Source organism: Streptomyces sp. SirexAA-E (genome assembly GCF_000177195.2).
In the GTDB taxonomy this organism is placed as follows: Bacteria; Actinomycetota; Actinomycetes; order Streptomycetales; family Streptomycetaceae; genus Streptomyces; species Streptomyces flavovirens.
Genome location: NC_015953.1, coordinates 4242920 through 4268043, shown reverse-complemented (window position 1 = coordinate 4268043; position 25124 = coordinate 4242920). Strand labels below are relative to the sequence as shown.

General features: G+C 72.2%; 20 protein-coding genes. 10 read left to right on the top strand and 10 right to left on the bottom strand.

What is annotated here, in order from left to right:
- Positions 1-4: 4 nt before the first annotated feature.
- Positions 5-907: a formyltetrahydrofolate deformylase gene (gene purU / locus SACTE_RS19115; protein ID WP_014047662.1), complete on the bottom strand. Its 903-nt coding sequence runs from the start codon at positions 905-907 to the stop codon at positions 5-7.
- 28 nt (positions 908-935) lie between these two features.
- Positions 936-1373 carry a hypothetical protein gene (locus SACTE_RS19110; protein ID WP_226995178.1) on the bottom strand — a complete coding sequence of 146 codons (438 nt, stop codon included), beginning with the start codon at positions 1371-1373 and terminating at the stop codon, positions 936-938.
- 183 nt (positions 1374-1556) lie between these two features.
- On the opposite strand from SACTE_RS19110, the gene SACTE_RS19105 reads away from it, so the two are divergent.
- The gene (locus SACTE_RS19105; protein ID WP_026359141.1) at positions 1557-2828 is read left to right on the top strand and encodes an ABC transporter substrate-binding protein; all 1272 of its coding nucleotides are present in this window, start codon (positions 1557-1559) and stop codon (positions 2826-2828) included.
- 24 nt (positions 2829-2852) lie between these two features.
- Here the strand turns inward: SACTE_RS19105 and SACTE_RS19100 are convergent, their stop codons facing one another.
- Both SACTE_RS19100 and SACTE_RS19095 read right to left on the bottom strand, forming a co-directional pair.
- Positions 2853-4277: a hypothetical protein gene (locus SACTE_RS19100; protein WP_014047659.1), complete on the bottom strand. Its 1425-nt coding sequence runs from the start codon at positions 4275-4277 to the stop codon at positions 2853-2855.
- Between the two features lie 155 nt (positions 4278-4432).
- Complete coding sequence (locus SACTE_RS19095; protein WP_014047658.1) at positions 4433-5815, bottom strand: hypothetical protein; 1383 nt, start codon at positions 5813-5815, stop codon at positions 4433-4435.
- Between the two features lie 231 nt (positions 5816-6046).
- Between SACTE_RS19095 and SACTE_RS19090 the strand changes: the two genes are divergently transcribed.
- From SACTE_RS19090 to SACTE_RS19080, 3 genes are read left to right on the top strand one after another with little or no spacing between them, the layout of a single operon-like run.
- Positions 6047-6760, top strand: coding sequence for a bifunctional DNA primase/polymerase (locus SACTE_RS19090; protein WP_014047657.1), 714 nt, complete (start codon positions 6047-6049; stop codon positions 6758-6760).
- Between the two features lie 37 nt (positions 6761-6797).
- Positions 6798-7604 carry an ABC transporter ATP-binding protein gene (locus SACTE_RS19085; RefSeq protein ID WP_014047656.1) on the top strand — a complete coding sequence of 269 codons (807 nt, stop codon included), beginning with the start codon at positions 6798-6800 and terminating at the stop codon, positions 7602-7604.
- The gene (locus tag SACTE_RS19080; protein WP_014047655.1) at positions 7601-9244 is read left to right on the top strand and encodes a hypothetical protein; all 1644 of its coding nucleotides are present in this window, start codon (positions 7601-7603) and stop codon (positions 9242-9244) included. Before SACTE_RS19085 ends, SACTE_RS19080 begins: the two co-directional genes overlap by 4 nt.
- Positions 9245-9274: 30 nt before the next feature.
- Here SACTE_RS19080 and SACTE_RS19075 read toward each other — a convergent pair whose 3' ends face one another.
- Together SACTE_RS19075 and SACTE_RS19070 are read right to left on the bottom strand one after the other, a co-directional pair.
- Positions 9275-10180, bottom strand: coding sequence for an alpha/beta hydrolase (locus SACTE_RS19075; protein ID WP_026359142.1), 906 nt, complete (start codon positions 10178-10180; stop codon positions 9275-9277).
- A gap of 808 nt (positions 10181-10988) precedes the next feature.
- The gene (locus SACTE_RS19070; protein WP_014047653.1) at positions 10989-11681 is read right to left on the bottom strand and encodes a metal-dependent transcriptional regulator; all 693 of its coding nucleotides are present in this window, start codon (positions 11679-11681) and stop codon (positions 10989-10991) included.
- Between the two features lie 198 nt (positions 11682-11879).
- Here SACTE_RS19070 and SACTE_RS19065 point away from each other — a divergent pair, with 198 nt between their 5' ends.
- On the top strand, positions 11880-12635 hold the full coding sequence (locus tag SACTE_RS19065; protein ID WP_014047652.1) for an SIS domain-containing protein: 756 nt from the start codon (positions 11880-11882) through the stop codon (positions 12633-12635).
- Positions 12636-12668: 33 nt separating this feature from the next.
- Here the strand turns inward: SACTE_RS19065 and SACTE_RS19060 are convergent, their stop codons facing one another.
- Together SACTE_RS19060 and pdxH are read right to left on the bottom strand one after the other, a co-directional pair.
- Positions 12669-14024, bottom strand: coding sequence for a PAS domain S-box protein (locus SACTE_RS19060; RefSeq protein ID WP_014047651.1), 1356 nt, complete (start codon positions 14022-14024; stop codon positions 12669-12671).
- A 418-nt stretch (positions 14025-14442) separates the two neighbouring features.
- Complete coding sequence (gene pdxH / locus SACTE_RS19055) at positions 14443-15069, bottom strand: pyridoxamine 5'-phosphate oxidase (RefSeq protein ID WP_019993366.1); 627 nt, start codon at positions 15067-15069, stop codon at positions 14443-14445.
- 289 nt (positions 15070-15358) lie between these two features.
- Here pdxH and SACTE_RS19050 point away from each other — a divergent pair, with 289 nt between their 5' ends.
- The 3 genes from SACTE_RS19050 to SACTE_RS32600 all read left to right on the top strand — a co-directional run bounded on the left by SACTE_RS19050 (position 15359) and on the right by SACTE_RS32600 (position 18972).
- Positions 15359-16468 carry a citrate synthase 2 gene (locus SACTE_RS19050; RefSeq protein WP_014047649.1) on the top strand — a complete coding sequence of 370 codons (1110 nt, stop codon included), beginning with the start codon at positions 15359-15361 and terminating at the stop codon, positions 16466-16468.
- A gap of 130 nt (positions 16469-16598) precedes the next feature.
- Entirely contained in the window at positions 16599-18245 is a 1647-nt protein-coding gene (locus SACTE_RS19045) for a DUF4158 domain-containing protein (RefSeq protein WP_050986373.1), read from the top strand.
- The gene (locus tag SACTE_RS32600; RefSeq protein ID WP_157839237.1) at positions 18184-18972 is read left to right on the top strand and encodes a Tn3 family transposase; all 789 of its coding nucleotides are present in this window, start codon (positions 18184-18186) and stop codon (positions 18970-18972) included. Before SACTE_RS19045 ends, SACTE_RS32600 begins: the two co-directional genes overlap by 62 nt.
- Before the next feature lie 203 nt (positions 18973-19175).
- Here the strand turns inward: SACTE_RS32600 and SACTE_RS19040 are convergent, their stop codons facing one another.
- Both SACTE_RS19040 and SACTE_RS19035 read right to left on the bottom strand, forming a co-directional pair.
- Positions 19176-19838, bottom strand: a complete 663-nt coding sequence (locus SACTE_RS19040) for a response regulator transcription factor (protein WP_014047648.1) — start codon at positions 19836-19838, stop codon at positions 19176-19178.
- Entirely contained in the window at positions 19835-20995 is a 1161-nt protein-coding gene (locus SACTE_RS19035) for a histidine kinase (RefSeq protein ID WP_014047647.1), read from the bottom strand. Before SACTE_RS19035 ends, SACTE_RS19040 begins: the two co-directional genes overlap by 4 nt.
- Before the next feature lie 595 nt (positions 20996-21590).
- On the opposite strand from SACTE_RS19035, the gene SACTE_RS19030 reads away from it, so the two are divergent.
- The gene (locus tag SACTE_RS19030) at positions 21591-23081 is read left to right on the top strand and encodes a dienelactone hydrolase family protein (RefSeq protein WP_014047646.1); all 1491 of its coding nucleotides are present in this window, start codon (positions 21591-21593) and stop codon (positions 23079-23081) included.
- Positions 23082-24180: 1099 nt separating this feature from the next.
- Positions 24181-25107: a hypothetical protein gene (locus tag SACTE_RS19025; RefSeq protein ID WP_014047645.1), complete on the top strand. Its 927-nt coding sequence runs from the start codon at positions 24181-24183 to the stop codon at positions 25105-25107.
- The last annotated feature ends 17 nt before the right edge of the window (positions 25108-25124 follow it).

Genomic DNA, 25124 nt, shown 5'->3' with positions numbered 1-25124 from the left:
GCCGCTACGGGAAGATCACCGTACGGCGGCCGTTGAGCAGGATGCGGCGCTCCGCGTGCCACTTGACCGCTCGGGCCAGCGCCCGGCACTCCACGTCCCGTCCGACGGCCACCAGCTGGTCGGGGGTCACACCGTGCCCGACGCGCTCGACCTCCTGCTCGATGATCGGGCCCTCGTCGAGGTCGGCGGTCACGTAGTGCGCCGTGGCGCCGATCAGCTTCACCCCGCGCGCGTGGGCCTGGTGGTACGGCTTCGCGCCCTTGAAGCTCGGCAGGAAGGAGTGGTGGATGTTGATGATCCGGCCGCTCAGCTGCTTGCAGAGGTCGTCGGAGAGCACCTGCATGTAGCGCGCCAGGACGACGAGTTCGACGTTCTCCCCGCGCACCAGCTCCAGCAGCTGCGCCTCCGCCTCCTGCTTGGTGTCCCTGGTCACCGGGATGTGCCGGAAGGGGATGCCGTACGAGGCGACGAGCTCGGCGAAGTCCGTGTGGTTGGAGACGACCGCCACGATCTCCACCGGCAGGGCGCCGGTGGAGGCACGGAACAGCAGGTCGTTGAGGCAGTGCCCGAACTTGCTGACCATCAGCACCACCCGCATCCGCTCCGAGGCGCGGTGGATCTGCCAATCCATCCGGAACGAGTCGCCGATGGCGGCGAATCCGGCCCGCAGCTTCACCACGTCCGCGGGGCCGTCCGCCGAGAAGTGGACGCGCATGAAGAACAGACCGGTGTCGTGGTCGCCGAACTGCTGGCTGTCCTCGATGTTGCAGCCCGTCACGAGGAGGTAACTCGACACGGCGTGCACGATGCCCTGTCTGTCGGGGCACGAGAGCGTGAGGACGTACTGCTCGGCGGCGGTGTCCGAGGCAGCGGCGGTAACGGAGTCGGCAGGCTGCGGCGCGGTCATCCCCGTAGGGTGCCACACCGCGGCAGGGTCAGGCCGACCTGGTCATGATGCGGAGCACGTCCAGGGACCGGGGCGGAATGTCCGGGTCCTCGGCGTCGTTGACGGCGAGCGCCACATGGGCCTCACGGGCGGCCGTCACGGCCTCCGGCCAGCCGGGGTGCTCCAGGTAGGCCGAGACGGGGGCGTCGGCGCCTATCTGGTGCATGATGCGCAGCACCCGCAGGGCCGCGACGTCCACCAGGGCGGCCTCGGCCGAATCGCGGAAGATCGTCCCGACGTACTTCTCCGCGGACCAGTTGTCCAGCCAGGTGTCCTCGACCAGGCGGTACACGGCGTCGGTCACGTCGCCGTACCCTTCCTGGCCGGCCAGCCAGCACTCCTGGTGGAAGACGGGGTCGGAGAGCATGTGCAGCGCCGAGCGCACGTTCGCGCGCCAGCGCCACCACGGCATGTCGTTGAGCGGCATGCCGCCCATGGTGGAGGAGCGACGGCCGCGACGGGAAGAGTTCTCCGAACCTTGCTGCACGGTTGTCGATCGTACGTTCCGCTCGGCGGCCCGCTCACCGCCCCCCGCAATTCACCCGGACGTCACCGTACGTCGACCCGGTCACACCGCCCCGTTACCCGCCGGGCGGAAAAGTCCGTACCCATGACCGGACGGCGACGCTCCTGCTCCCCCCGCCCTCGCGGGCACCTCGTGCGCACGGCGGCGGCCGGGGCGCTGCTCGTCTCCGGATGCGGCGTGCTCCCTGGGGCGTCGGGGGACTCCAGGGAGCCCGTCACCGTGATGACCTGGGCCCCCGAGTCCGCCGGGCCGCAGGCGGTGGGCATGGCGGGCATGCCGGCCATGGCGCGGACGTATGCCGCCTGGATCAACGAGCAGGGCGGCATCGGCGGACACGAACTGCGGGTCCTGACGTGCGACGAGGGCGACACGGCCATCGGCGCCTCGACGTGCGCCCGGCGCGCGGTCGAGGAGGACGTGGTGGCCGTCGTCGGCTCGTACAGCCGCTACGGGCGCGCCTTCCTGGCCCCCCTGGAGGCGGCCGGCATCCCCTACATCGGCGGCTACGGGGCCTCCCCCGAGGAGTTCACCAGCTATCTCTCCTACCCGGTCAACGGCGGCCAGTCCGCGCTCGTCGCGGGCAACGGCAAGCAGCTGGCGCGGGGGTGCGAGCGGGTCGCCCTGGTGCGGCCGGACACGCTCGTCGGCGACAGCATGCCCGCCCTGCTCGACGAGAGCCTCACGGCCGCCGGCCGACCCGCCGCCCACGACATCACGGCGCCGGAGGAGGCCACCTCCTACGACGGGCAGGCGGCCGAGGCGCTCCGCGAGGCGGGCGGCGGCTGTGTGACGGCGGTGCTCGGCCAGGGCACGGAGACCTTCTTCGACTCCTTCCGCCGGCTCGAACCCGAGGACGGCACGGTACGGATCTCCTCCGTGCTCGGCAGCGTCGGGCAGTCCCTCATCGACCGCACGGGCGGTCGGAAGAGCCCGTTCGAGGGGGCGTACGTCACCGGCTGGTACCCGGAACCGGGAGACGCCCGCTGGGAGGAGATGCGCCGGGTGATCCGCACCTACGCCTTCGACGACAACCGGATCGACCCGGAGGACACCGGGGTGCAGACCACCTGGATCGCCTACACCGTGCTCAAGGCGGTCGTCGAGGCGATGGACCGGTCCGAGATCACGGCCGGCGGCGTCAGCGTCAGCCTCAACCGGGGCACCCGGGTCGACACCGGCGGGCTCACACCCGTGCTGCGCTGGCGGTTCGCGGACATGGTCGGCTCCGCCGCGTACTCGCGGATCGCCAACGGGCAGGTGACGTTCCAGGTGGTGCGCGACGGACGCCTCGTCACCGACCGGAAGGGCTTCGTGGACGTCTCCGAGACCCTGGTGGACGCCCGCCTGCGCGGTTGAGAGCCTGGGACGCCACCCCCCGGGTCAGAGCTGTACCGGTTCGCGCTCGGTCAGCCCGTACTTCCGGGCGACGGAGTTCCACAGCCCCGAGGCCTTCTTCTTGGCCTGGGTGGCCTCGCCGCTGGAGTTGGCGGCCTTGCCCGTCTCGTCGGTCGACTTGGCCGTGCCGCCCTTGCAGATCTTCTTGTGGTTCCGCTTGGCCTGGCCGGCCCACGCCGCGTAGTGGTCGTCGGCCTCGGCTGAGGCCTTCCAGGCCGCCTTCAGCGAGGACGCCAGCTCCTCGTGGCCGGGGAGCTGGTCGATGCTGATGCCTTCGAGCCGCGTCACCAGTTCACGGCGCTGGGCGGCGGCACCCTTGAGATCCTCGGCCGCCTGGTCCAGGTCGCTGCAGTTCTTGATCTTCTCCACCGCGCCGATCACCGCCGCACGGCTGTTGTTGCTGTCGGCGAGGAGCTTGTCGAGCGCCTCGGCCTGCGGCTTCGCCGGGTCGGCGGCCTGGGTGGACGGTTCGCCCGCGGACGAACTCTGCGAGGCGACCGGCTGCTTGTCGTCCTTCCCGGAGTCGTCGCCCCCGCTCATCAGCGCGCCGGCGCCGAGCCCGACCACCGCGCAGCCGACGACGACCGCGGCGATCAGCGGGATGTGCGGCGAGCGTCTGCGCTCCTCCGTGCGGCCGTGGGGCTCGGGCTCGGGTTCCGGGCCGCGACTGACGCCCTGAAGCCCCGACCGGTACGGCTCGGCGGCCGGCGGCGGGGCCTGCTGCCCGTACGCGCCGGGGAACGGCTGCTGGTGCGGCGGCTGCTGGTGCTGCGCCGGGTCGACCTGGGACATCTGCTGGGTGGCGCCCGCCGGTTCCGGGTTGCGGAACAGGCTGTCGAACTCGGCGGGCGGCTGCCGGTCGCCGGGAGCGCCCGGCCGGATGCCGTACGGGGCACCGCCGGGCACCGGGGGTATGTACTGGGTCGCGTCCGCGTCCCCCGCCTGACCGGGGGACTGCTGGTAGCCGTTCGGATCGGCGCCGGGCACGGGCGCGATGTACTGCGTGGCGTCCGCGTCCCCGCCGGGCCCCGCCTCCGGGGGCAGCGGCTGGGCGTACGGCTGGGGCTGGTGCTGCGGCTGCTGGTACGGGTCCTGCGGGGACCCGTACCCGTCCTGCTGCCCGTACGGCTGCTGCGGGGGCGGATACGCCCCGTGCTGCGGCGCGTATCCGCCCTGCTGGGGCTGCTCCGGAGGCAACTGCCCCGGCGGCAGACCGCCCTGGGGCGCGGACTGCGGGCCCCAGGACTGGCCCCAGGGCTGACCGCCCGCGGGAGCGGCGGGTTCGGCAGGCTGGTTCGCCTGCCCCCCTGCCGACCAGGGTGCGCCGCCGTCTGAGGGCAGCACGACCCCTTCGTGGGCGGGCCGTACAGCAGGGGGCTGCTGCTCGTCACCCTGTCCGCTCTGCGTCACCGGGACTCCTACATGTCAACCTACGGAATCGTCGGCTCACGCTACCGGGTGTACGCCACCCCGCGCCAAGCGCCCAGGTGCGCTCACCGACCCTTCACACGGCGGGTAACACGCAGCGCCCCCGCGGCGCTGATCACGGTGGCTCGCACGGCCGTTCAGGCGGCCTGCAGTTCGAGCCGGGCGTCGAACTCCCGGACCGCGGGCTGATCCCCGTACGGCGCGAGGCGCTGCTGGAGGTCGTCGAGGTACTCGGCGCCCCGGCTGGAACGCACCGTTCCCAGCAGCTCCATCGCCCGCAGCCCCGTGTGGCACGCCTGCTCCACCTCGCGCTGCTGGACCTGTGCAGTCGCCAGCAGCACCAGACCGATCCCCCGGCGCCGCGTCCGGGACTCCGGCAGGGCCGCCAGCGCCTCCTTGGCCCGGCGCGCGGCCGGTTCGGCCTGGCCCAGGTCGCGGTGACAGTGCGCCAGCTCGTCGGCGAGGTAGCCCGCGTCGAAGTGGGCGATCCAGGACGGGTCGTCACCGGTCTTCGGATCCGCCCGCTCCAGCGCGTCCACGGCCCGGCCGGCCACCACCTCGCAGGTGCGGGCGTCCCCCATCAGCGCGTGCCCCCGCGCCTCGGCGGCGTGGAACATCGCCTCCGCCCTCGGTGTCACCCTCCCCCGGGCGCCCTCCTGCGCGGCCCGTGCCAGCTGCGCGATCTCCCGCGGGTTGCCCAGCTGGGCGGCGAGATGGCTCATGGACGCGGCCAGCACATAACCGCCGTACGCCCGGTCGCCGGCGGCCTGGGCCAGGCGCAGCGCCTGGATGTAGTACCGCTGGGCCAGGCCGGGCTGGCCGGTGTCGACCGCCATGTACCCGGCGAGTTCGGTGAGCCGGGCGACGGCGGCGAACAGGTCCCGGCCGGTCGATTCGCGGTACGCCCCCGAAAGGAGCCCGGAGACCACGCTGTTGAGGTAGTGCACCAGCACGGGCCGCACATGGCCGCTGCCGAAGCGGTGGTCCAGGTCGACGAGCGCGGCGGTCATCGCCCGCACCGCCTCCACGTCCGCCGGTCCGACCCTGGCCCCGGCCGTCCGCGCCACCTGCGGGTCGGCCCCGGAGATCAGCCAGTCACGGCTGGGCTCCACCAGGGCCGACGCGGCCACCGCCGAGCCCGAGAGCAGATCGCGACGGCCCACGTCGCTGCGCCACAACTCGCAGACCTGCTCGATCGCGCCGAGCACCGTGGGGGCGAACTGCAGGCCCACGCCCGAGGCGAGGCTCTTGCCGTTGGCCATGCCGATCTCGTCGATCGTGACCGTGCGCCCGAGCTTGCGGCCGAGCGCCTCGGCGATGATGCCGGGGGCCCTGCCGCGCGGTTGCTGCCCCCGCAGCCAGCGGGCCACGGAGGTCTTGTCGTAACGGAGGTCGAGCCCCCGCTCGGTCCCGACCATGTTGACGCGTCGGGCGAGGCCCGCGTTGGAGCACCCCGCCTCCTGGATCAGCGTCTGGAGCCGTTCGTTCGGCTGGCGTGCGACGAGAGGCCTGGCTGCCATGTTTCCCCCTGGGAGCGCAGTGATCAAGGAAGGGATCACTGCCCGGCGTTGGCGCAAGAAATGCGCATATTCATCATCATTGGGTACCACCTTGAGCGTGTGCACACAGTCGTGCATGTGGCTACCCGCACTTCGGGGCACCGCCTCATGCGCGCCCCCGTCAGTGCACCCGTGCGCCCCGCGTGGGGGCCCGGTGCGCCGTGACCGGCGACCGTGCGCCCGTAACCCCGGATGGCGGCGGAAGTTGTGCTGGACGTGGAAGAGCGCATCGCAGGAGTGACGGAAGTCGCGCAGGCCGTACGGGTCCCCCGGCAGCGAGGTGAGCAACTGCTCGAAGCCGCGGCCTGGTACGCGGAGGAACGGCACTGGGACGTGGTCCCCGGCACCTGGCTGGACGTGGTGGAGGGCGCCGAGCGCTGCTCGTGCGGGGACGCCGGCTGCGCCGCGCCCGGAGCCCACCCGACCCGGCCCGACTGGATGGGCCAGGCGACCGGCAGTGGGGCCGCCGCCCGCCGGATGTGGTCCGACCGGCCGGGTTCCTCGGTGCTGCTCCCGGCCGGACGGGCCTTCGACGCGCTGGACGTACCGGAGTCGGCCGGTTTCCTGGCGCTGGCGCGGATGGAGCGGATGGGGCTCCCCCTCGGCCCGGTCACCCGCACCCCGGACCGCAGGATGCTGTTCCTCGTCCTGCCCGGCGCGTCCGCCAAGGCCCCCGGCCTGGTGAGCGGGCTGGGCTGGGACGCCGGGGCGCTCGGCCTGGTCGGCCGGGGCGAGGGGCACTACGTCGTCGGCCCGCCCACCCGGGTCGGCGGGCGCGGGGCCGTGCAGTGGGCGCGCCGGCCGAGCCAGGCCAACCGCTGGCTGCCGGACGTGGACGAGCTGATCAGCCCGCTCGCCTACGCCTGCGCGCGCGAGGCCGCCGACGCCCGGGAGCGCCTTTCGTAGGCTGGTCCCCATGACGGGGACTTCGAAAGGCAGTGCGATGCCGGAACACGCAGCGAGCACGGACAGGACGGACGCGACGGTGCCCGCGGTGCGGGTCGAGGGGCTGTGGAAGCGGTTCGGTGACCAGGTGGCGGTCGCCGGGATCGACCTGGAGCTGCCCGCGGGCAGGTTCATCGGCCTGGTGGGCCCGAACGGGGCGGGCAAGACCACGACGCTGTCGATGGTGACCGGACTGCTCAGGCCCGACATGGGGCGTGTCGAGGTCCGCGGTCACGACGTGTGGCGCGATCCGGTGGAGGTGAAGTCGCGCATCGGGGTGCTCCCGGAGGGGCTGCGCCTCTTCGAACGGCTCTCGGGGCGTGAACTGCTCGCCTACATGGGCAGGTTGCGCGGGCTGCCGGGCGCGGAGGTGGACAAGCGGGCCACCCAGCTGCTGGACGTGCTCGATCTGGCGGGGTCGCAGCACAAGCTCGTCGTGGACTACTCGACCGGTATGCGGAAGAAGATCGGGCTCGCGGCCGCGCTGCTGCACAACCCCGAAGTGCTCTTCCTGGACGAGCCGTTCGAAGGGGTGGACCCGGTCTCGGCGCAGATCATCCGTGAGGTACTGGAGCGCTACACCCGCTCCGGCGCGACGGTGGTCTTCTCCAGCCATGTGATGGAGCTCGTCGAGTCGCTCTGCGACTGGGTGGCCGTGATGGCGGCGGGCCGCATCCGGGCACAGGGCACGCTCGCCGAGGTGCGCGGTGACGCGCCGTCGCTGCAGAGCGCCTTCCTGGAACTGGTCGGTGCGGGCGGCCGGGAGACCGGCGGCTCCCTGGACTGGCTGGGCGGCACCCGATGAGCGCGCTGGACGCGTCGGCGGGGCCCGCGGTCCCGGCCGCCGGGGCGCAGGGCCTCGTCCCCGTCTTCGTACGGTTGAAGCTGTCGCTGTTGCGCAACGGGCTGCGGCAGTCGTCGGGGCGGAAGGCGGCGTACGTCAGCTCCCTCGTCGTCACGCTGCTGCTGGCCGCCGGTCAGGTGGCGGGGCTGGTGCTGCTGCGCGGCCACGCGCAGGCGCAGACCCTCGCGGTGCTGCTGATGGGGGTGATGGCGCTCGGCTGGGCGGTGATGCCGCTGTTCTTCCCGAGCGGCGACGAGACCCTGGACCCGAGCCGGCTGGTGATGCTGCCGCTCCGGCCGCGTCCGCTGATCGGCGCGCTGCTGGTGTCCTCGCTGGTCGGGATCGGGCCGCTCTTCACGGTGGCCCTGGCGGTCGGGTCGGTGATCGCCGTCGCGCACGGGGCGGTGGCCGTACTGATCGGGGTCGTCGCCGCTCCGCTGTCGCTGCTGGTCTGTGTGGCGCTGGCGAGGTGGGTCACCACGGCCAACACCCGGCTGCTGACCTCGCGCAAGGGCCGCGACCTCGCGGTGCTCAGCGGGCTGGTGATCGCGGTGGGCATCCAGTTCGTCAACTTCGGTACGCAGCGGCTGAGTCAGGCGGGCGGGCTGTCCGCGCTGGAGCCGGCGGCGGACGTGGTGGGCTGGCTGCCCGCGGCCTCGGCGCTCGGCGCGGTGGGGTCGGCCTCCGACGGGTCGTACGGCGTGGCCGCCGGCCGGTTGGCGGTCTCGGTCCTCGCCCTGGGAGTCCTGCTGTGGCTGTGGCACCGGAGCCTGGACCGGCTGATGTCGCAGCCGGACGGCTCCACGGTCGCGGCGGCCGGACCGTCACGCCGCCGGTCCGGGACGGAGCGCTCCGGGTTCTTCGCGCTGTTCCCCGAGGGGCGCACGGGAACGGTGATGGAGCGGAGCCTGCGGTACGTCGCGCGGGACCCGAAGACCAAGGCGGCCTGGGTGACGGCGCTGGCCATCGGCCTGATCGTGCCGGTGCTCAACGCGGTGCAGGGTGTCGGCTCGGTGTACTTCGCGTGCTTCGCGGCCGGGATGCTCGGCATGCAGATGTACAACCAATTCGGGCAGGACACCTCCGCCTTCTGGATGGTGGCGATGACGGTGTCCTCGGCCCGGGACGCCTGTCTGGAACTGCGGGCGCGCGCCTTGGCGCTGCTGCTGTTCGTCCTGCCGTACACGGTCCTGGTCTCCGTGGTGACGGCGGCGGTGCTCGGGGACTGGGCGGCCCTGCCCGGGGTGGTGGGGCTGTCGTTCGCGCTGCTGGGCGGGATGCTGGCGACGGGTGCGCTGGCCTCGGCCCTGTTCCCGTACTCGATCCCGCAGGACGGCGCGTTCAAGAACGTGGCGCCGGGACAGGCCGGGATCGCCTGGATCTCCATCTTCGGCGGTCTGCTGGCGTCCGCGCTGCTGAGCGCGCCCGTGATCGCGCTGACGATCTGGCTGCATCTGGCCGGTCACCAGGGCTGGTTGTGGCTGCTGCTGCCGGTGGGGGCGGCCTACGGGACGCTCATCGGGTGGCTGGGCGTACGGCTGGCCGCTCCGCGCACCGCGGAACGGCTGCCGGAGATCCTGGCCGCGGTCAGCAAGGGCTGAGGGCCGCCGGGCCAGGACCGGTCCGGGCGGTCAGGGGACGGCCGGTGGGCTGACCGCCTCCCGGTCGTCGTGGCGCTCCTCGGCGAGCCGGTCCAGGAAGGGCTCGACCGCGGCGCGCCAGCCCTCCGGCCGGTCGTAGTGGACCAGGTGCCCGGCGTCGGCCACCTCCGCGTACTGCCCGCGCGGCAGGACGCGGACCATCTCCTGCGCCTCGGCCCGGCCCAGCTCGCCGTCGAGTCCGCGCAGCACCAGGGTGGGGCAGCGCACCTGCGCCAGCTCCTCCCAGTGGGCGTCGTAGACCCAGGTGGCGCGGGACTCCAGCATCTGGCGCCGGGAGAAGACGGGGCGCCAGCCGTCGGGGCCCTCGGCCATCACCTCGGCGAAGAACTCGCCGCGGGACGGATTGGGGCGCTCGACCCAGGGGTCGTCCTCGCCGAACCACTTCCGGACGTCGGCGAGGGTGGCGAAGGGCACCGGCCAGGTGGCGAACCAGTCCTCCCACTCCCGCTGCGAGGCCGCGCCCAGCGCGGACGCGCGCATGTCGCAGACCACCAGGCCCTCGACGAGGTCGGGGCGCTTGGCTGCCAGCTGCCAGGCGGTGAGGGCGCCCATCGCGTGTCCGATGAGGGTGACGGGGGCGAGGCCGAGCTGTTCGATCGCGGCCTCCACGTCGGCGACGTACGCGTCACGGGTGAACGGGCCCTCGGCGGGCTTCGCGCTGCGGCCGTGACCGCGCTGGTCGAGGCCGACCGGCCGGTGGCGCTCGGAGAGCCAGCGGGCGGTGGACGTCCAGTGCGCGGCACGCCCCATCAGGCCGTGGAGCAGTAAGACCCCGGGCGCCTGCTCGGCCTCCGCTCGCCCCTTCGGCGGGTCGGCGAACTCCCAGGCCGACAGGCGTAGCCCGTCGGACCCGGTCACATCAACGCGCCGCACCATAGGTTCTGGCACCCCCTTCTGGTCCTCGATCACCGTGTGGTCGCCTGCGCCAGGCTATCGAACCTTTATTCGAAAAAGGCGTTCCGGCTCGTAACACCCCACCTTCGAGTGACACCGCTCCAGGATTGGCGGCCGTCGCCGGGGGGAGATCTTCTCCAGGCAGCGGATCACTCGGGGACAAGGGTCCGCGGTCACTGACCTCGAGAGCTCGGGGCTCCAGGTCAGCGCAGGGGAGGTCGAGCCCCGGCACCTTCGGGCGCCGGGGCCGTCCGTCGTCCGGGAGGCGATCCGTCCGCCCGCGCGAGGGCGGACCGGCCCGCCCCGTGCGCCCCCGGGGGCCGTACGGAGCACGGCGGCCGCTGTGCGGCGCACAGGCCAGCGCGACGGGCGCATTCCCCGCTCCCTCCCCGACCGCCCGGCAGGCCTGCCGGCGCCCTCAGGTCATATGCCTGGCCACAGCCTGGCACGCGTTTCGCCCGGGCGCTGCGATTCCGGACGGAAAACAGAAAGCGGCCCGTACCCGCCCACTTCTGCACGTGCATCCGCATTTGCAGCCGCGCGGACGCCCCACGATCCCCGCAGGTGAAAGGGCGGGCCGAAGCGGGCGGCCGGGGCGCAAGGGCGCTCGTCCGGCGCACGGACGCACATCGGCGCCGACGCGGGAGCCCCACGTCGGCGCCGATGTCCTCCGTCCTCGTGCGACGGCCCGCGAACCCCGGTGAGCGATCACCGGGCCCGCCGGGACGGGCGTGCCGTCACCGGGTGCCCCGGGCGCGGTGAGCTGCCCGGGGCGCGGCGGGCCGTCCTGTCAGCGCTTGGCGACGAAGACGTGCGAGGCCACATCGGCCTGCAGCTCCGCGGCCTCTCCGCTGGAACCGACCAGCACACCGCCGGCCGACTCCGTCACGCTGACCACCGAGCCGGGCTGCACGCCCGCCCGCCGCAGCGTGTACATCAGCTGGGCGTCGGTCTGGATCGGCTCGCCGATCCTGCGCACCACCACGGTCTTGCCCTCCGCCCCCGGGTCGAGGTCGGCCAGGCTGACCATGCCCTCGTCCAGGAACGGGTCGGCCTCGGCCTGCTCGCCCAGCTCCTCCAGCCCCGGGATCGGGTTGCCGTACGGAGACTCCGTCGGGTGGCGCAGCAGCTCCAGCACCCGGCGCTCCACGGCCTCGCTCATCACGTGCTCCCAGCGACACGCCTCGGCGTGCACCTGCTCCCACTCCAGGCCGATCACGTCGACGAGCAGGCACTCGGCGAGCCGGTGCTTGCGCATCACCCGTGTCGCCAGGCGGCGCCCCTCGTCGGTCAGCTCCAGATGCCGGTCCCCGGCGATCAGGACCAGCCCGTCCCGCTCCATGCGCGCCACCGTCTGGCTGACGGTCGGACCGCTCTGGTCCAGCCGTTCGGCGATCCGGGCGCGCATCGGGACCACGCCTTCCTCTTCGAGCTCGAGGATGGTGCGGAGATACATCTCCGTTGTGTCGATCAGTCCGGACATACGTGCCCCTCGATGCTGTGACATGAAGTCGTCGTGCGATGGCCCTCCACCAATTCTGACGCATACCACCGACAACCGTGCCGCCCCGTCGCCACCGGGCCTCGGTGAAGGGCCCGGGCGGTATTGACAGGTCACCGCTCCTCACCGCAACGTGATCGGCGGCATGCCACCCCGGCCCCCGTTGGAAAGGGTTCCTCGATGAGCGACACCAAGCTCGCCGGTCAGTTCTTCGACGCAGCGATCGGCCTGCTGGAGCGTGTGCGCGACGAGGAGGCCGAGGCCGTCGCCGCGGCGGGAGCCGCGATCGCCGACACGGTCGCCGCGGGCGGGCGGCTCTTCGCCTTCGGCGCCGGCCACTCCTCACTGGCGGCGCAGGACGTCGTCTACCGCGCGGGCGGGCTGGCCCTGATGAACCTGCTCGCCGTGCCGGGCACCGTCGGCGTCGACGTCATGCCGGCCACGCTGGGCTCGGCGCTGGAGCGGGTGGACGGGCTGGCCGGCGCGGTGCTCGACTCCAGCCCCGCCCGGTCCGGCGACCTCCTGGTGATCATCTCCCTGTCGGGGCGCAACGCGCTGCCCGTGGAGATGGCGCAGAACGCCCGGGCGCTGGGGCTCACCGTCATCGGCGTCACCTCGGTCGCGTACGCGACGGGCACCCGGTCCCGGCACGTCTCGGGGGGCTTCCTTCGGGACCACTGCGACATCGTCCTCGACAGCAAGATCGCCATCGGCGACGCGGAGCTGACCACGGCCGGGGTCGAGGCGCCGTTCGCGCCCGCGTCGACGGTCGTCACCAGCGCCCTGATGCAGGCGATGATGGCCACCGCCGCGGAGGAGCTGGTCGCCCGGGGCATCGAGCCGCCGCTGCTGCGGTCGGGCAACGTGGACGGCGGACACGAGTGGAACGGGCGCGTGATGCGGGAGTACGGGGACCGGATCTTCTACCGCCACTGAGCCGCACCCGGCGGCCCCTGAGGGGCCGGCCCGTCAGAGGGCGTCCCGGCCCGTCAGCTGGGCCAGGTCCACCGCCGAGGCGACCCGGGCCGCCACGCTCTCCGCGTACAGCGCGTCCGGCCGCTCGAAGGCGCTGCGGTTCGCGGCGCGCAGGAACGTCACCACCCCGAGCGTCCGCCCACGGCTCCGCAGCACCACGCACAGGGCGTGCACCGCGTCCCCGGGCCACTGGCGCTCCAGCGCCCAGGTCTCTCCCGCACCGGCCCGGGCGCTGGTACGGACCGCCCCCGTACGCTCCACCGCCTGGAGCGCCGGGTGCCCCGCCGCGTACCGCACCGGGATCGAGCCGCCGGACACGGGCAGGCAGGGGCCCGGCGCGTCGGACGGTGTCGCCGCGGCCCGTACCAGCCGCTCGCCCGCGAACACGTCCACCAGCACGTGGTCGGCGAAGCCGGCCAGGGCGTAGTCCAGCGAGGAGGTCGCCGCCTCCATGGGGTCCTGGCACTCGGCCGCCTGCCGGGCGGCCCGGTGCAGCTGGTTGGACCGGAAACGGAGCCGGTCGGCCTCCTGCTCCGCCAGCTTGGCCTCGGTCACGTCCCGGAACAGCCAGCCCACTCCCAGCGGAACCGGTTCTTCGGCCAGCGGCGAGACCAGCCGGAGGAATCCGCTGCGCCAGCACCGGCGCCGGTCGCCCTCGGCGGTCCGCACCGTCACCCACAGCTCGGCCGGCGCGGGCGGCGCGCCCTCGGCCAGCACGTGCTGGAGCGCGCCCTGGAGCTCCTCGACCCCCTGCACGATCAGCTCGCCCAGCGGGCGCCCCAGCAGCGCCGTACGCCCGGCACCCAGTGTCCGGGCCGCGTAGGAGTTGACGACGGTGGGCCGCAGGTCGACGTCGACCAGGACCACACCCCAGGACGCGTCGTCGAGCAGCGCCTCACTCAGCGCGATGGACCGCTCCAGGTCGATCTGGGCGTGCACCTCGCTGAACGCGCAGTAGACCCCGGCGGGAGCGCCGTCCGGGCCGCGCACCCCGGACGACTGGGTCCGCACCAGGACCCGGCCGCCGTCCTTGCGCAGCAGCGCGAACTCGTGCACCTGGCGCCCCGGGGCGTCCATGGCCGACATCAGCCGCCGCTGCACGTCCTCGGCGTCCGCGCTGCGCACCGCCCACCCCGCGAAACCGCGGCGCCCGACGGCCTCCGCGGCGCTCCAGCCGAGGATCCGCTCGGCCTCGCGGTTCCAGTGGGTGACGGTGCCTCCCGCGTCGAAGGCACAGAGCGCGGCGTCCATCCCGTCGAGCAGCGCCGCGAGCAGCACGGCGCCCTCGGGGCCGGGCCCCTCCTCGGGCCCGATCGCGTCGGCGACCCCACTGCTCCTGGAAGCACTCACTCCGCACCTCCCGCAAGGCGAATTCTGCCTTTACCGCACGTCAGACCATTGAACTCGAAGGTGGGCCACCCCACAGCCACTTCCCGGAAATCAGGTGTCCACCCGCTCCCCGACAAATCGCTTGTGTCCCCCGGAAACCAGTGCCTAGTCTGTGGTCACACGCTGAAAGGAGGTGATCCGAAAAGTGCAGTCTTATCGGATTCGTGAGGTGGCTGCGGGCTGACAGCCCGTCGTCGCACACCGTGCACCTCGGCAGGCTGTCTGCCGAAACCCAAGCAGTCACCGACCCGCAGGCTCGCCGGTAAGTCCGGCCGGCTCCTCCGCAAGGAGGGACCAGAGCCTGCGGGTTTCTGCGTGTCCGGGGCCGGTGCTCCGGACACGCGGGAACCCGGGGCGTGGGGCACGCGGGCCCCGTGCCCTACGGGCAGAGCCGTTCCACCCGCCAGTCCGCGCCCTCGCGGACGTACCGCAGCCGGTCGTGCAGCCGGTTCTCGTGGCCCTGCCAGAATTCGATCGTCTCCGGGACGACGCGGAAGCCGCCCCACTGCGGGGGCGCCGGGACCTTCTCGCCCTCCGGGTAGCGGGCGGCCAGTTCCTCGTAGCGCCGGACCAGCTCCTCGCGTGAGCCGACGACCGTCGACTGTTCGCTCGCCCAGGCCCCCAGCTGGGAACCGTGCGGCCGGGTGCGGAAGTACGCGACCGTCTCGTCCCTGCCGACGCGCGCGGCGGATCCCGTGACGACGACCTGGCGGGCCAGCGGGTGCCAGGGGAAGAGCAGCGAGACGTACGGGTTCGCGGTCAGCTCGCGGCCCTTGCGGGAGCCGTAGTTCGTGAAGAAGACGAAGCCGCGGTCGTCGTAGTGCTTGAGCAGCACCGTGCGGGAGGACGGCCGGCCCTCCGGGGTGGCCGTGGAGACCACCATCGCGTTGGGCTCGTGGAGCATCCCGCCGGCCGCGACCTCGCGGAACCACTGGGCGAACTGGTCCATGGGGTCCGCGGCGAGGTCCTTCTCGGTGAAGTCCTCGGAACGGTACTGCTCGCGCATCGCGGCGGGATCGGTGGTGCAATCGGAGGCAGAGGCGCGCTCGGAGGCGGAAGACGGAGTGGCGTCAGCTGTGGGCACGGGGCCATCCTGCCGCAGCGTGGGGCGGCGCCCGCCGGTGAGGGGCGGGATTCCGGCCGGTGCGGCACCGGTCCGCCGCCGCCACGGACCTGATCGCGGAGTCTGTGCCTGACGTCACCCTTCCCCGCACCGTGCGTACCCGCCAGTATCGTGGCAGGCCCGAGGGACCTGATGGGCCCGCACACAGCCGCCGAGCCGAGGGAGCCGCCTGATGTCCGATTTCGTACCCGGACTTGAAGGAGTCGTCGCGTTCGAGACGGAGATCGCCGAACCCGACAAGGAAGGCGGCTCGCTCCGCTACCGCGGCGTCGACATCGAGGACCTCGTCGGTCACGTGTCGTTCGGCCATGTCTGGGGTCTCCTGGTGGACGGGGCGTTCGACCCGGGCCTGCCGCCCGCCGAGCCCTTCCCCATCCCCGTCCACTCCGGTGACATCCGGGTCGACGTGCAGTCCGCGCTGGCGATGCTGGCGCCGGTGTGGGGTCTCAAGCCGCTCCTGGACATCGACGAGGAGACCGCGCGCGACGACCTGGCGCGGGCCGCCGTCATGGCGCTCTCGTACGTCGCGCAGTCGGCGCGCGGCCAGGGGCTGCCGATGGTCCCGCAGAGCGAGATCGACAAGGCGCGGTCCGTGGTCGAGCGGTTCATGATCCGCTGGCGCGGTGAGCCGGACCCCAAGCACGTCAAGGCCGTCGACGCCTACTGGACGTCGGCCGCCGAGCACGGCATGAACGCCTCCACCTTCACGGCCCGGGTCATCGCCTCGACCGGCGCGGACGTGGCGGCGGCGCTCTCCGGTGCGGTCGGCGCGATGTCGGGTCCGCTGCACGGCGGCGCCCCGTCGCGCGTCCTCGGCATGATCGAGGAGATCGAGCGGACCGGGGACGCCACGGCGTACGTGAAGCGGGCGCTGGACCAGGGTGAGCGGCTGATGGGCTTCGGCCACCGGGTCTACCGGGCCGAGGACCCCCGGGCGCGGGTCCTGCGGCGTACGGCGAAGGAGCTGGCCGCGCCGCGCTTCGAGGTGGCCGAGGCTCTGGAGAAGGCCGCGCTGGAGGAGCTGCACGCCCGCCGCCCGGACCGGGTGCTGGCGACGAACGTCGAGTTCTGGGCGGCGATCGTGCTGGACTTCGCGGAGGTCCCGGCGCACATGTTCACGTCGATGTTCAGCTGCGCCCGTACGGCGGGCTGGTCGGCGCACATCCTGGAGCAGAAGCGGACGGGCCGCCTGGTGCGACCCACGGCGACGTACGTCGGCCCGGGTGCGCGGGACCCCCGGGAGATCGCGGGGTACGACCAGCTCGCGGGCCAAGGCGGCTGACGGAGCGGGCCGGTGCCCGGGAGCGGTGTGCTCTCGGGCACCGGCCCGCTGAGCCGTCTCCAGCCATGAGCGCCGGTCGAATGCGCCCAACGAGCTGCGCCCGAGGCTCTGTCAGCGCCCAGCGGTACGGATGCTCGGGACCTTCCTGACTGAGGACCCCACCGTGGTGCCAGCCGCCGTGGTGCGGTTCGTCGCCGAACAGCTCGGCGGCGGCGGCGAGCATTTCGCCGAGTACGGGGCGCGCTCGCAGACGGTGTACGAACATGCGTGGGAGATCCGCGACGAGTACAGATACCGGGACTTCGCCGCAGGTGAGGCGGAGCTGAAGGAGTTCCTGGCGGCGCGAGTGTGGTCGTCGTTGGAGGGGCCTCGTGCCCTGTTCGACCGGGCGGTGGTGTGGCTGGTGAACAACCGGGTGCTGTTGCCCGGGGTCACGAGGCTGGCCCGGATGGTGGCCGCCGTACGGTCGGAGGAGAACGACCGGCTGCATGCCGCGCTGTACGAGGCGGTCCCGTACGACCTGCGCACCGAGATGATCCGGCTGCTCGAAGTACCGGAGAAGAAGCGGGTGTCGGAGCTGGAACGGCTGCGGCTGGGCCCGATGCGCGTGTCGGGCAGGGCCATGGAACTCGCCCTGGACCGTGCGCGTGAGGTCCGGGGCCTGGGCGCCGGCGCGGTGGACGCCGGACGGGTCCCGGCCGCGCGGATGACCGGGCTGGCCCGGTACGGGCTGACCTCGAAGGCGCCGACGCTGAAGCGGCTGGAGGTCACCAGGCAGACCGCCACGCTGCTGGCGACGGTGCGGCATCTGGAGACGGCGACGGTGGACGACGCGCTCGATCTGCTGCACGCGCTGATGGCCACCAAGCTGCTCGCGAAGGCCGAGCGGATGGGCAACGACGCCAAGCTCAAGGCCCTGCCCCAGCTGCGGAAGGCAGCGAAGAAGGTCGCCGCGGCGGTCGACGTGCTGATGACGACCCCGCCCGCGACCGACACCGGCGAACTCGTCTCCGTGGTCGACGCGTGGTCGGCGATCGAGCAGGTCGTGCCACGCGAGCAGCTGGCCGAGGCGCTCGCCACGATCGCCGCGGCGGTCCCGGACGCCGACGGGGACGACGACGCGGAGTGGCGGGCCGAACTGGTCGCCCGGTACGGCACGGTGCGCGGTTTCATCCGCCTGCTGGTCGAGGTCATCGACTTCGGCGCGGTCGAGGCCGGCGCCCCGGTCGTGAAGGCACTCAAAGCTCTGCCGGAACTGATCGGCCGCAAGAAGGTCGGCGCCGAGGAGGTCGCCTCCGACCTGGTGACCGGCTCGTGGCGGCGGCTGGTGTTCGCCAACCCCAGCCTGCCGCACGGCGTGGTCGACAAAGCCGCGTACTCGTTCTGCGTCCTGGAGCACCTGCACCGCTCGCTGCGCCGACGGGACGTATTCGCCAGGGACGGTGACCGCTGGGGCGATACGCGCGCCAAGCTGCTGGCCGGGGCCAGGTGGACGGCCGCCGAGCCGAAGGTGCTCACCGCGCTCGGTCTGGGAAGCGAGCCCGCCGGACACCTCGCCGAACTGGCCTCCGCCCTGCACGCGGCGTACGTCCAGGTCGCTGCCGGGCTGCCGGGCAACACGGCGCTGGAGGTGGTGGGCGGGAAGCTGAAGCTGCAAGCTCGGCAAGGCCGAGGAACCCAAGCTCATGCCGCCGTTCCGTCACATGGTCAACGGCATGCTGCCGAAGGTCGACTTCCCCGAACTGCTGCTGGAGGTCGCCGAACTGACCGGCATTGAGGAGGTGTTCACACACATCTCCGGCGCGGACTCCCACATGGAGGGCTTTGCCACCAGCCTGTGCGCGGTGCTGCTGTCGGAGGCCTGCAACGTCGGGTTCACCCCGGTCATCAAGCCGGGCGTCCCGGCGCTCACCCGTGGCCGTCTGGTCCAGGTCGACCAGGGCTACTTCCGGGCGGAGAACATCTCGGCGGCGAACGGCCTGTTCATCGAGGCGCAGGCGAAGATCGACGTCGTACGGGCGTGGGGCGGCGGCCTGGTCGCCTCCGCCGACGGCGTACGGTTCACCGTCCCCGTCCAGACCCTGTACGCGGGTTCGAACCCGCGCTATTTCGGTCTGCGGCACAAGGGCGCAACGTGGTTGAACGTCGTAAACGACCAGGTGATGGGCCTGGGCGGGGTGGTCGTGCCGGGCACGCTGCGCGACTCACTGTTCATCCTGGACGCCATCCACGCCCGCGACGGCGGCCCGAAGCCGGAGACCGTCATCACCGACACCGCGTCCTACTCCGACATCGTCTTCGGCCTGTTCGCGATCTGCGGCTACCAGTTCTCACCGAGGATCGCCGACATCTCCGACGCCCGGCTGTGGCGGACGAACACCGCGGCGGACTACGGGCCGCTCCAGCCAGTCTCGAACCACACCATCCGCCTGGACCGGATACGCGCCCGGTCCGGCCCCGGAGTCACCACCTATGACTCCGGGGCCGGACCGCCTTGGGTATGAGGCTCAGTCAGGCCGCCGGGTGAGCACGGGTCAGACGATGCTGAACAGATCAGGTACCTGCCAGGGCGCTGATCGGCTTGCGGGCTGCCGCCTTGCTCAACCGCTTCGCGGCGGTCGTGGTCCGCTCCCGGAGAGCGCGCGGCTCGATGCCGGTGCCCTTGACCGCCTTGGCGAACTCGGCGTCGAATCGCTCCCTGCCGACCTCATGCCGGGTGGATGAGGCGGCTTTCGTAGGCGAAGATCACGGCCTGTATCCGGTCGCGGAGTTCGAGCTTTTGCAGGATTCGCCCCAGGTGGGACTTCACGGTCGCCTCCGCCAGGTACAGGGTGGCCGCGATCTCGGTGTTGGACAGGCCGCAGCCCACCTTGATGAGCACCTCGCGCTCGCGGGCGCTGAGTCGGCTCAGCCACTCGTCGCGGTCGGCGCTGCTGCCGTCGGGGATGTGTGGGCGGAGGTTCTCCAGCAGGCGACGGGTGATGCGCGGGGAGACCACCGCGTCGCCCGCTGCCACGCTGCGTATCGCGGTGAGCAGCTCCTCGGGCCTGGTGTTTTTCAGCAGGAAGCCCGAGGCTCCGGCTTTGAGTGCGGTGAAGGCGTACTCGTCGAGGTCGAAGGTGGTGAGGATCAGTACTCTGCTCTGCGGGGAGATGCGAATGACCTGTCGGGTTGCCTCGATCCCGTCGGTCCCGGGCATCCGGACGTCCATGAGGACGACGTCGGGGCGCAGGTCCCGGGCGAGGCGTATGGCCTGGACGCCGTCTGCGGCTTCGCCGACCGGTGCCATGTCGGGCTGGGTCTCCAGGACCGTGCTGAAGGCCATACGGAGCAGCGCTTCGTCGTCGGCGATCAGGATGCGGATCGTCATGCGGATGCTGCTCCGCTTCTGCCGAGGTCGAGGCGGGTGTGGACTCCCCAGCCGCCGCCCGGGAGCGGTCCGGCCTGCAACGTCCCCCCGTAGGCGGCCGCGCGCTCGCTCATGCCGGGGATGCCGTGGCCGGATGGTGTGGCGCCGGGAAGTGGCGGGCGGGGGCCGCTGTCGGTGACGTCCACTGTGACGGTCTCGGTCGAGCACCGTATCCGGACCTTCGCGTGTGTGCCGGGGGGTGTGTGCTTGAGGGTGTTGGTCAAGGCTTCCTGTACCAGGCGGTAGACGGTCAGTTGTGCAGTGGCGGGTATGTGAGTGTGGCCGCCCTGGACCTCGACGCGGGTCGGCAGCCCGGCGGCGCACATCTGGTCGGCGAGGGCTGCCAGTTGTGCGATGCCGGGCAGCGGGTGGCGCTCCGCGTCCGGTTCGTCGGTCCGCAGGATGCCCAAGGAGCGTCGCATGTCGGTCAGGGCCTGCCGGCCGGTCTCGGAGATTTGGAGCATCGCGGTGGTGGCCTTGGCGGGGCACCTGTGCTGTGCGTACACGGCGGCGTCGGTGAGCGCGACCATGACGGACAGGTTGTGGGTGACGATGTCGTGCATCTCCCGGGTGATACGTGTCCTTTCCTCGGCGACGGCCAGCCACGCCTGCTGGTCTTGTTGTTGCTCCATGTGTGCGGCGCGTTCCTCCAAGGCCGCGAGGTAGGCGCGTGTGGTCCGCACATTCACACCCAGGACGGCGGCGGCGACGACCATCGCGGTCACCGCGACGAAGGGGGTCAGGAACGCGCCTTCCGTCGCCCAGCGCAGGCAGGCCAGCAGGGCCCCGCCCTCCACGATGGCACCGGCGACAAGCGTGCCGCGCCGGCCCGAGTTCGCGGCCGCCGTGTAGAGAGCCACCAGCAAGGCGATGTCCGCCGGCAGTTGGACGTCCATCAGCCACTGGACGAAGGCCGCGGCTGCCACGGCGCCGAACACCGTGAGCGGGGCCCGGCGTCGCCACACCAGGGGCAGTGCGAGGGCGGCGGTGAGGGCCACGGCCACCGGGAGCTCTTGCGGCGCGCGCGTGGTCATGATGTTGATCAGGAGCAGCGCCGGTAGCAGCGAGTCCCACACCATGGGCGGCAGCCGGGAGCCCCAGCGCCGGGCGGCTCTCATCGGTCGCGCCGCTCGTGCGGAGGCCAGGTCGGCGTACCTCGTCAGCCGTACGGCTGTCCTAGGGCTTGTTTCGAAAGTCCCGCCTGTCCGGCGACGCCTGGCACGCACGCTCGCTGCGTTGTCGGTATCGCCCCGATACATCCAGTATCGGGGCGACCCTCCGCCTTGCGATCGCACGCACCAGACGCCGCCGGCCCCGCCCTCCGGGCGGACGGCGCTACTTTCGAAACAAGCCCTAGCCCGCAGCACCCGGTCCCGGTAGCGCAACGGGTGGGCACTACCGGTTTCTGCGGCCGCCTCGGTCATCACACGTCCCTGTCGATTTCAGCGTCACAGTGGCCCCAGCCGGGGCCGCCACCGCGTACAGCCGGAGCCGGGTCGGGTACGGGAGCGTAAGACCCGCGCCGCCCGCACGTACCGCAGCCCTGTCACGGTAGGCCGCGATCCAGCGGCACGCATGAGTCCACCGTCTGAAGGAATCGCGCGGAAGTACGACCACAGGAGGAGCCCGGCCACCCCCCACGGTCGCAAGGCCTCTCACATGGGCGTGCCTCGGATTGCGACTCCGGCTGTACACGATGGCGACCCAAGGGCGATGTGGCAGCGCGTGCCCCGCGCCGAGCATGGCCGGGTGACCGAGAACATCATGGGACTGCACATGTCCCTTCTGGAAGTCCTTGTCTTGCTGGGTGCCGTCGCGCTGGTGGTGGCGCGCTGGCTTCCCCCTGCCGTCCGCCCACGCGTCACGATCGCGGCGGGGGCAGTGTTCGTGCTGTCCGCGATCGTGCTGAGCGTGGTGGGCATCCGCTGGCAGCTGCTGCCAGTACTGGCAGGCACTGTCGTCGCGTTGCCGTTCGCCCTCTCTCCCCTGCTGCGACGCCATACCGGCCGGCCGACGTGGCGGGCCCGGTGGTGGCTGGCCTTGCCCGGGTCGGTGGCCTGCGTCGGCCTGATCGCCACAGGTCCGGTGGCCGCCTGGGCCTTTCCCGTACCCGTGTTCCCCGAGCCGTCAGGCCGTTTCGCGGTCGGCACCCGCGTGGTGCAGTGGACCGACCCACGCCGCCCCGAGACCTTCACCGCCGATCCGCACGACCGGCGCACGGTCGTGGTCCAGCTCTGGTACCCCGCGCAGAAGAGCCCCGCAGGCACGCAGCGGGCCCAGTGCCTCGGACGCACGGAGCACGAGGCGCGCACCGTCTCCGAGGCCCTCGCCCGCGCGGTCGGCCTGCCTGGCTTCCTGGTCGACGGCATCCCACGTGCCCACACCCGTTCGGTCTTCAACGCCCCGGTGGCCGACGGGGGCGGACGCTTCCCGGTCGTGCTGTTCTCTCCGGGATCGGGCGGAGTACGCACCCAGAACACCGCCTGGGCGGAGGAGCTGGCCAGCCACGGCTATCTGGTCGCCGCCCTCGACCACCCGTACGACTCCGCCGCCGTCGTCCTCACCGACGGCCGAACGATTCACACCAAGACCACCTCCACCGGCGACCGGGACAAGGACAACAAGCTGGCGGCCGGTTGGACGACTGTTCGGGGCGCCGACCTCAGCTTCGTCCTCACTCAGCTGGACCGTCTGGGCCGAGGTGAGATCGCCGGCCCGCTGACCGGACGCCTGGACACTGGCCGGGTCGCGGTCACCGGCCACTCCATGGGTGGTGCCGCCGCCCTGCAGGCAGCCCGGCAGGACCACCGGTTCGACGCCGTCATCGATCTGGACGGCTACCCCCACGGCCCCACCTCCCCCTCCCTCCACCAGCCGACGCTCGCGCTCACCCAGGCCATCACCCCCGCAACCGACCCGCACTACATGCCCCGCCTCACCAAGGCCCTCAAGCTCAACACCGCGACGAGCTACCGGCTCACCATCCCCGGCGCCGCACACCTCACCTTCATGGACGGCCCCCTGTACCTGCCGCCTGTGCCCTCGATAGTCGGCTCTTTGGGCCGCACCGAGAGCCCCCGCGTCGTCGCCGCAACCACTCTCGCCTTCCTGGACACCACCCTGCGGGACAAACCCGGTGACCTGGCCGGCGTCCTGTCGGCCTACGGCGACCTCAGCGTCTACCGCCCAAGCAACAACCGCTGATCGGCTGGGCGGCGGCAGCCGACGGCACGGCCGTTCCCCTTCCCAGCCGGAGTGCAGTCCGCGGTGGCCTGGTGGAACATCGAAGCCAGTACGTCGGCCAACGGCCTGTCCCACGCGATGCGGACGGTGGCGCGTGCCCTGTCCGTCTGTCCTCTGTCGATCGCCGCGCGCCACTTTCCGGGGTGAGCGCCCCGGTGTCGGTGAGTGCCCTCAGCCGGTCGACCTGGCGGTCCCCCGCCACCCGGAGTCCCGTGCGTGTGACCAACTCCTGGGCCAGGACGTCACCGAACTGCCCGGCCTGGACCTGGGCCGCGGTCGAGTTGCTGAAGCCGTTGAGCTCGGCCAGGGCTCCGTACAACGCCAGGAGGGGCTGATGCTGGTACAGCACCCCGAAGTTCGGCGATGCCTTCGCCAGTTCTCGAAGCCGGTCATCCACGGTTGTCCCCACCCCGCCTTGCGCAGATCACGATGAGAGATCGAGTCCAGGGGCCCGGGACGAACAGGCGTTGGGTTTTGCGGGTCCCGTGGCTCGGGTCCCGAGCCTCGGGACCCGAGCGCCGGGGATGCCCGGTTCACTCTTCCGGGTGTACGGGGAGAGGGCCGGGCCCGAAGCCTGAGCTTCGGGATCCGGGCGTCGGGACACGGGCTCCGAGATCCGAGCGCCTTCTTACAACCGGTAGGAAAAAGAAGGGTGGGAAAACCTCCCCCACCTCCCTTACCCGCCACGGCCTGCAAGTATGACTAATCGTGACCGGCTTGCAGCGAAGTGTCACGGCTGCTTACGGTGCGACCAAACGAACGACCCCGACGCGGTGTTGTAGCACCGGCCGGGGTCTCACCCCAAGATCGAAAGAGCGATCCCGTGGCTACCCAGCACCCTAGGGCTTGTTTCGAAAGTCCCGCCTGTCCGGCGACGCCTGGCACGCACGCTCGCTGCGTTGTCGGGATCGCCCCGATACATCCAGTATCGGGGCGACCCTCCGCCTTGCGATCGCACGCACCAGACGCCGTCGGACCCGCCCTCCGGGCGTACGGCGCTACTTTCGAAACAAGCCCTAGTGCCGCCCCCTGCGCGCCCGCACTCTCCCCTCCGTATCCGATGGCCAATCCCGGTTACGGCAAGCGGTCCATGCCGGACCAGCTCCCTGCTCGCGCGGAGGACTTCGCGATCCTGCCCGCACGGGAGCGGTGCATCGCCGGGTTCATCGACCACCTCCCGGACGGCGCGGCCATGGACGTGAAGAGCTTGGCCAAGCAGCTACCGCTCTACGGCCAGCAGGCGGTCGGCTCGGCCCTGAAGGCGCTGTCCGTCGCCGGGTATCTGCGGCGCGTGCGGTGCCTGGTCGGTGAGGGCGACCAGGTCCGCTGGGTCTTCCGCACCTTCTGGTCCCGTACGGCCCGCGACAACGAGTGGTGGGCCTCCCACCTCGTCACCGAGGGTCGCGGAGGCACACCGTCCGCCGCCGCGCCCCCGCCGCCGCCTTGGGTGCCTGCGGAGGAGGAGACCCCGTCCGCAGCGGTGGCCGTACCGCAGCAGCGGGCCCCGAAGCCGGGACCGGCTGCCGATTCGCCCTCGCCCGCCTACCTGGCCCTGGCACAGCTCGGCCGGACCGAACCCCGTCTGGCTCTCTCCGCCGCCGACTGCGCGGTCCTGGAGGGACGGGCTGCCGAGTGGCTGGCCCGGGGCGTCGGCACCGACTACCTGACGCAGGCCCTCACCGCCGGGCTCCCCGCGCAGGTCGATTCACCCGTCGGTCTCCTCCGCAGGCGCCTCGAGGACAAGATCCCGCCTCATCTGCCCCGGCCCGCCGCACCGCCATCGTCCGGTGAACCCGTGCACCGCACGATGGCGGAGTGCACGAAGTGCGGCGTACACGGTCGCCCGGAGGCCCTTCCCGACGGCCTCTGCCGCTCCTGTGGCCTGCCCGGCCCGTCGGTGCCCGCGGGCCTTCCCACGGGCGGTCTGGCCGAGTCGGACGTCCGTGCCCGCGCGGGCCACGTCCGGGAGCTGCTCAGGTCACGCTGAGCGTGCGTCGTGACGCT

Coding starts and splice junctions, on each gene's coding strand:
- SACTE_RS19080 (WP_014047655.1), top strand. CDS start 7,601: ATGAGCGCGCTGGACGCGTCGGCGGGGCCCGCGGTCCCGGCCGCCGGG.
- SACTE_RS19075 (WP_026359142.1), bottom strand. CDS start 10,180: ATGGTGCGGCGCGTTGATGTGACCGGGTCCGACGGGCTACGCCTGTCG.
- SACTE_RS19050 (WP_014047649.1), top strand. CDS start 15,359: ATGTCCGATTTCGTACCCGGACTTGAAGGAGTCGTCGCGTTCGAGACG.
- SACTE_RS19040 (WP_014047648.1), bottom strand. CDS start 19,838: ATGACGATCCGCATCCTGATCGCCGACGACGAAGCGCTGCTCCGTATG.
- SACTE_RS19065 (WP_014047652.1), top strand. CDS start 11,880: ATGAGCGACACCAAGCTCGCCGGTCAGTTCTTCGACGCAGCGATCGGC.
- SACTE_RS19085 (WP_014047656.1), top strand. CDS start 6,798: ATGCCGGAACACGCAGCGAGCACGGACAGGACGGACGCGACGGTGCCC.
- SACTE_RS19070 (WP_014047653.1), bottom strand. CDS start 11,681: ATGTCCGGACTGATCGACACAACGGAGATGTATCTCCGCACCATCCTC.
- SACTE_RS19045 (WP_050986373.1), top strand. CDS start 16,599: ATGCTCGGGACCTTCCTGACTGAGGACCCCACCGTGGTGCCAGCCGCC.
- SACTE_RS32600 (WP_157839237.1), top strand. CDS start 18,184: ATGCTGCCGAAGGTCGACTTCCCCGAACTGCTGCTGGAGGTCGCCGAA.
- SACTE_RS19030 (WP_014047646.1), top strand. CDS start 21,591: ATGTGGCAGCGCGTGCCCCGCGCCGAGCATGGCCGGGTGACCGAGAAC.
- SACTE_RS19095 (WP_014047658.1), bottom strand. CDS start 5,815: ATGGCAGCCAGGCCTCTCGTCGCACGCCAGCCGAACGAACGGCTCCAG.
- purU (WP_014047662.1), bottom strand. CDS start 907: ATGACCGCGCCGCAGCCTGCCGACTCCGTTACCGCCGCTGCCTCGGAC.
- SACTE_RS19025 (WP_014047645.1), top strand. CDS start 24,181: ATGGCCAATCCCGGTTACGGCAAGCGGTCCATGCCGGACCAGCTCCCT.
- SACTE_RS19035 (WP_014047647.1), bottom strand. CDS start 20,995: ATGAGAGCCGCCCGGCGCTGGGGCTCCCGGCTGCCGCCCATGGTGTGG.
- pdxH (WP_019993366.1), bottom strand. CDS start 15,069: ATGCGCGAGCAGTACCGTTCCGAGGACTTCACCGAGAAGGACCTCGCC.
- SACTE_RS19105 (WP_026359141.1), top strand. CDS start 1,557: ATGACCGGACGGCGACGCTCCTGCTCCCCCCGCCCTCGCGGGCACCTC.
- SACTE_RS19090 (WP_014047657.1), top strand. CDS start 6,047: ATGGCGGCGGAAGTTGTGCTGGACGTGGAAGAGCGCATCGCAGGAGTG.
- SACTE_RS19110 (WP_226995178.1), bottom strand. CDS start 1,373: ATGCCGCTCAACGACATGCCGTGGTGGCGCTGGCGCGCGAACGTGCGC.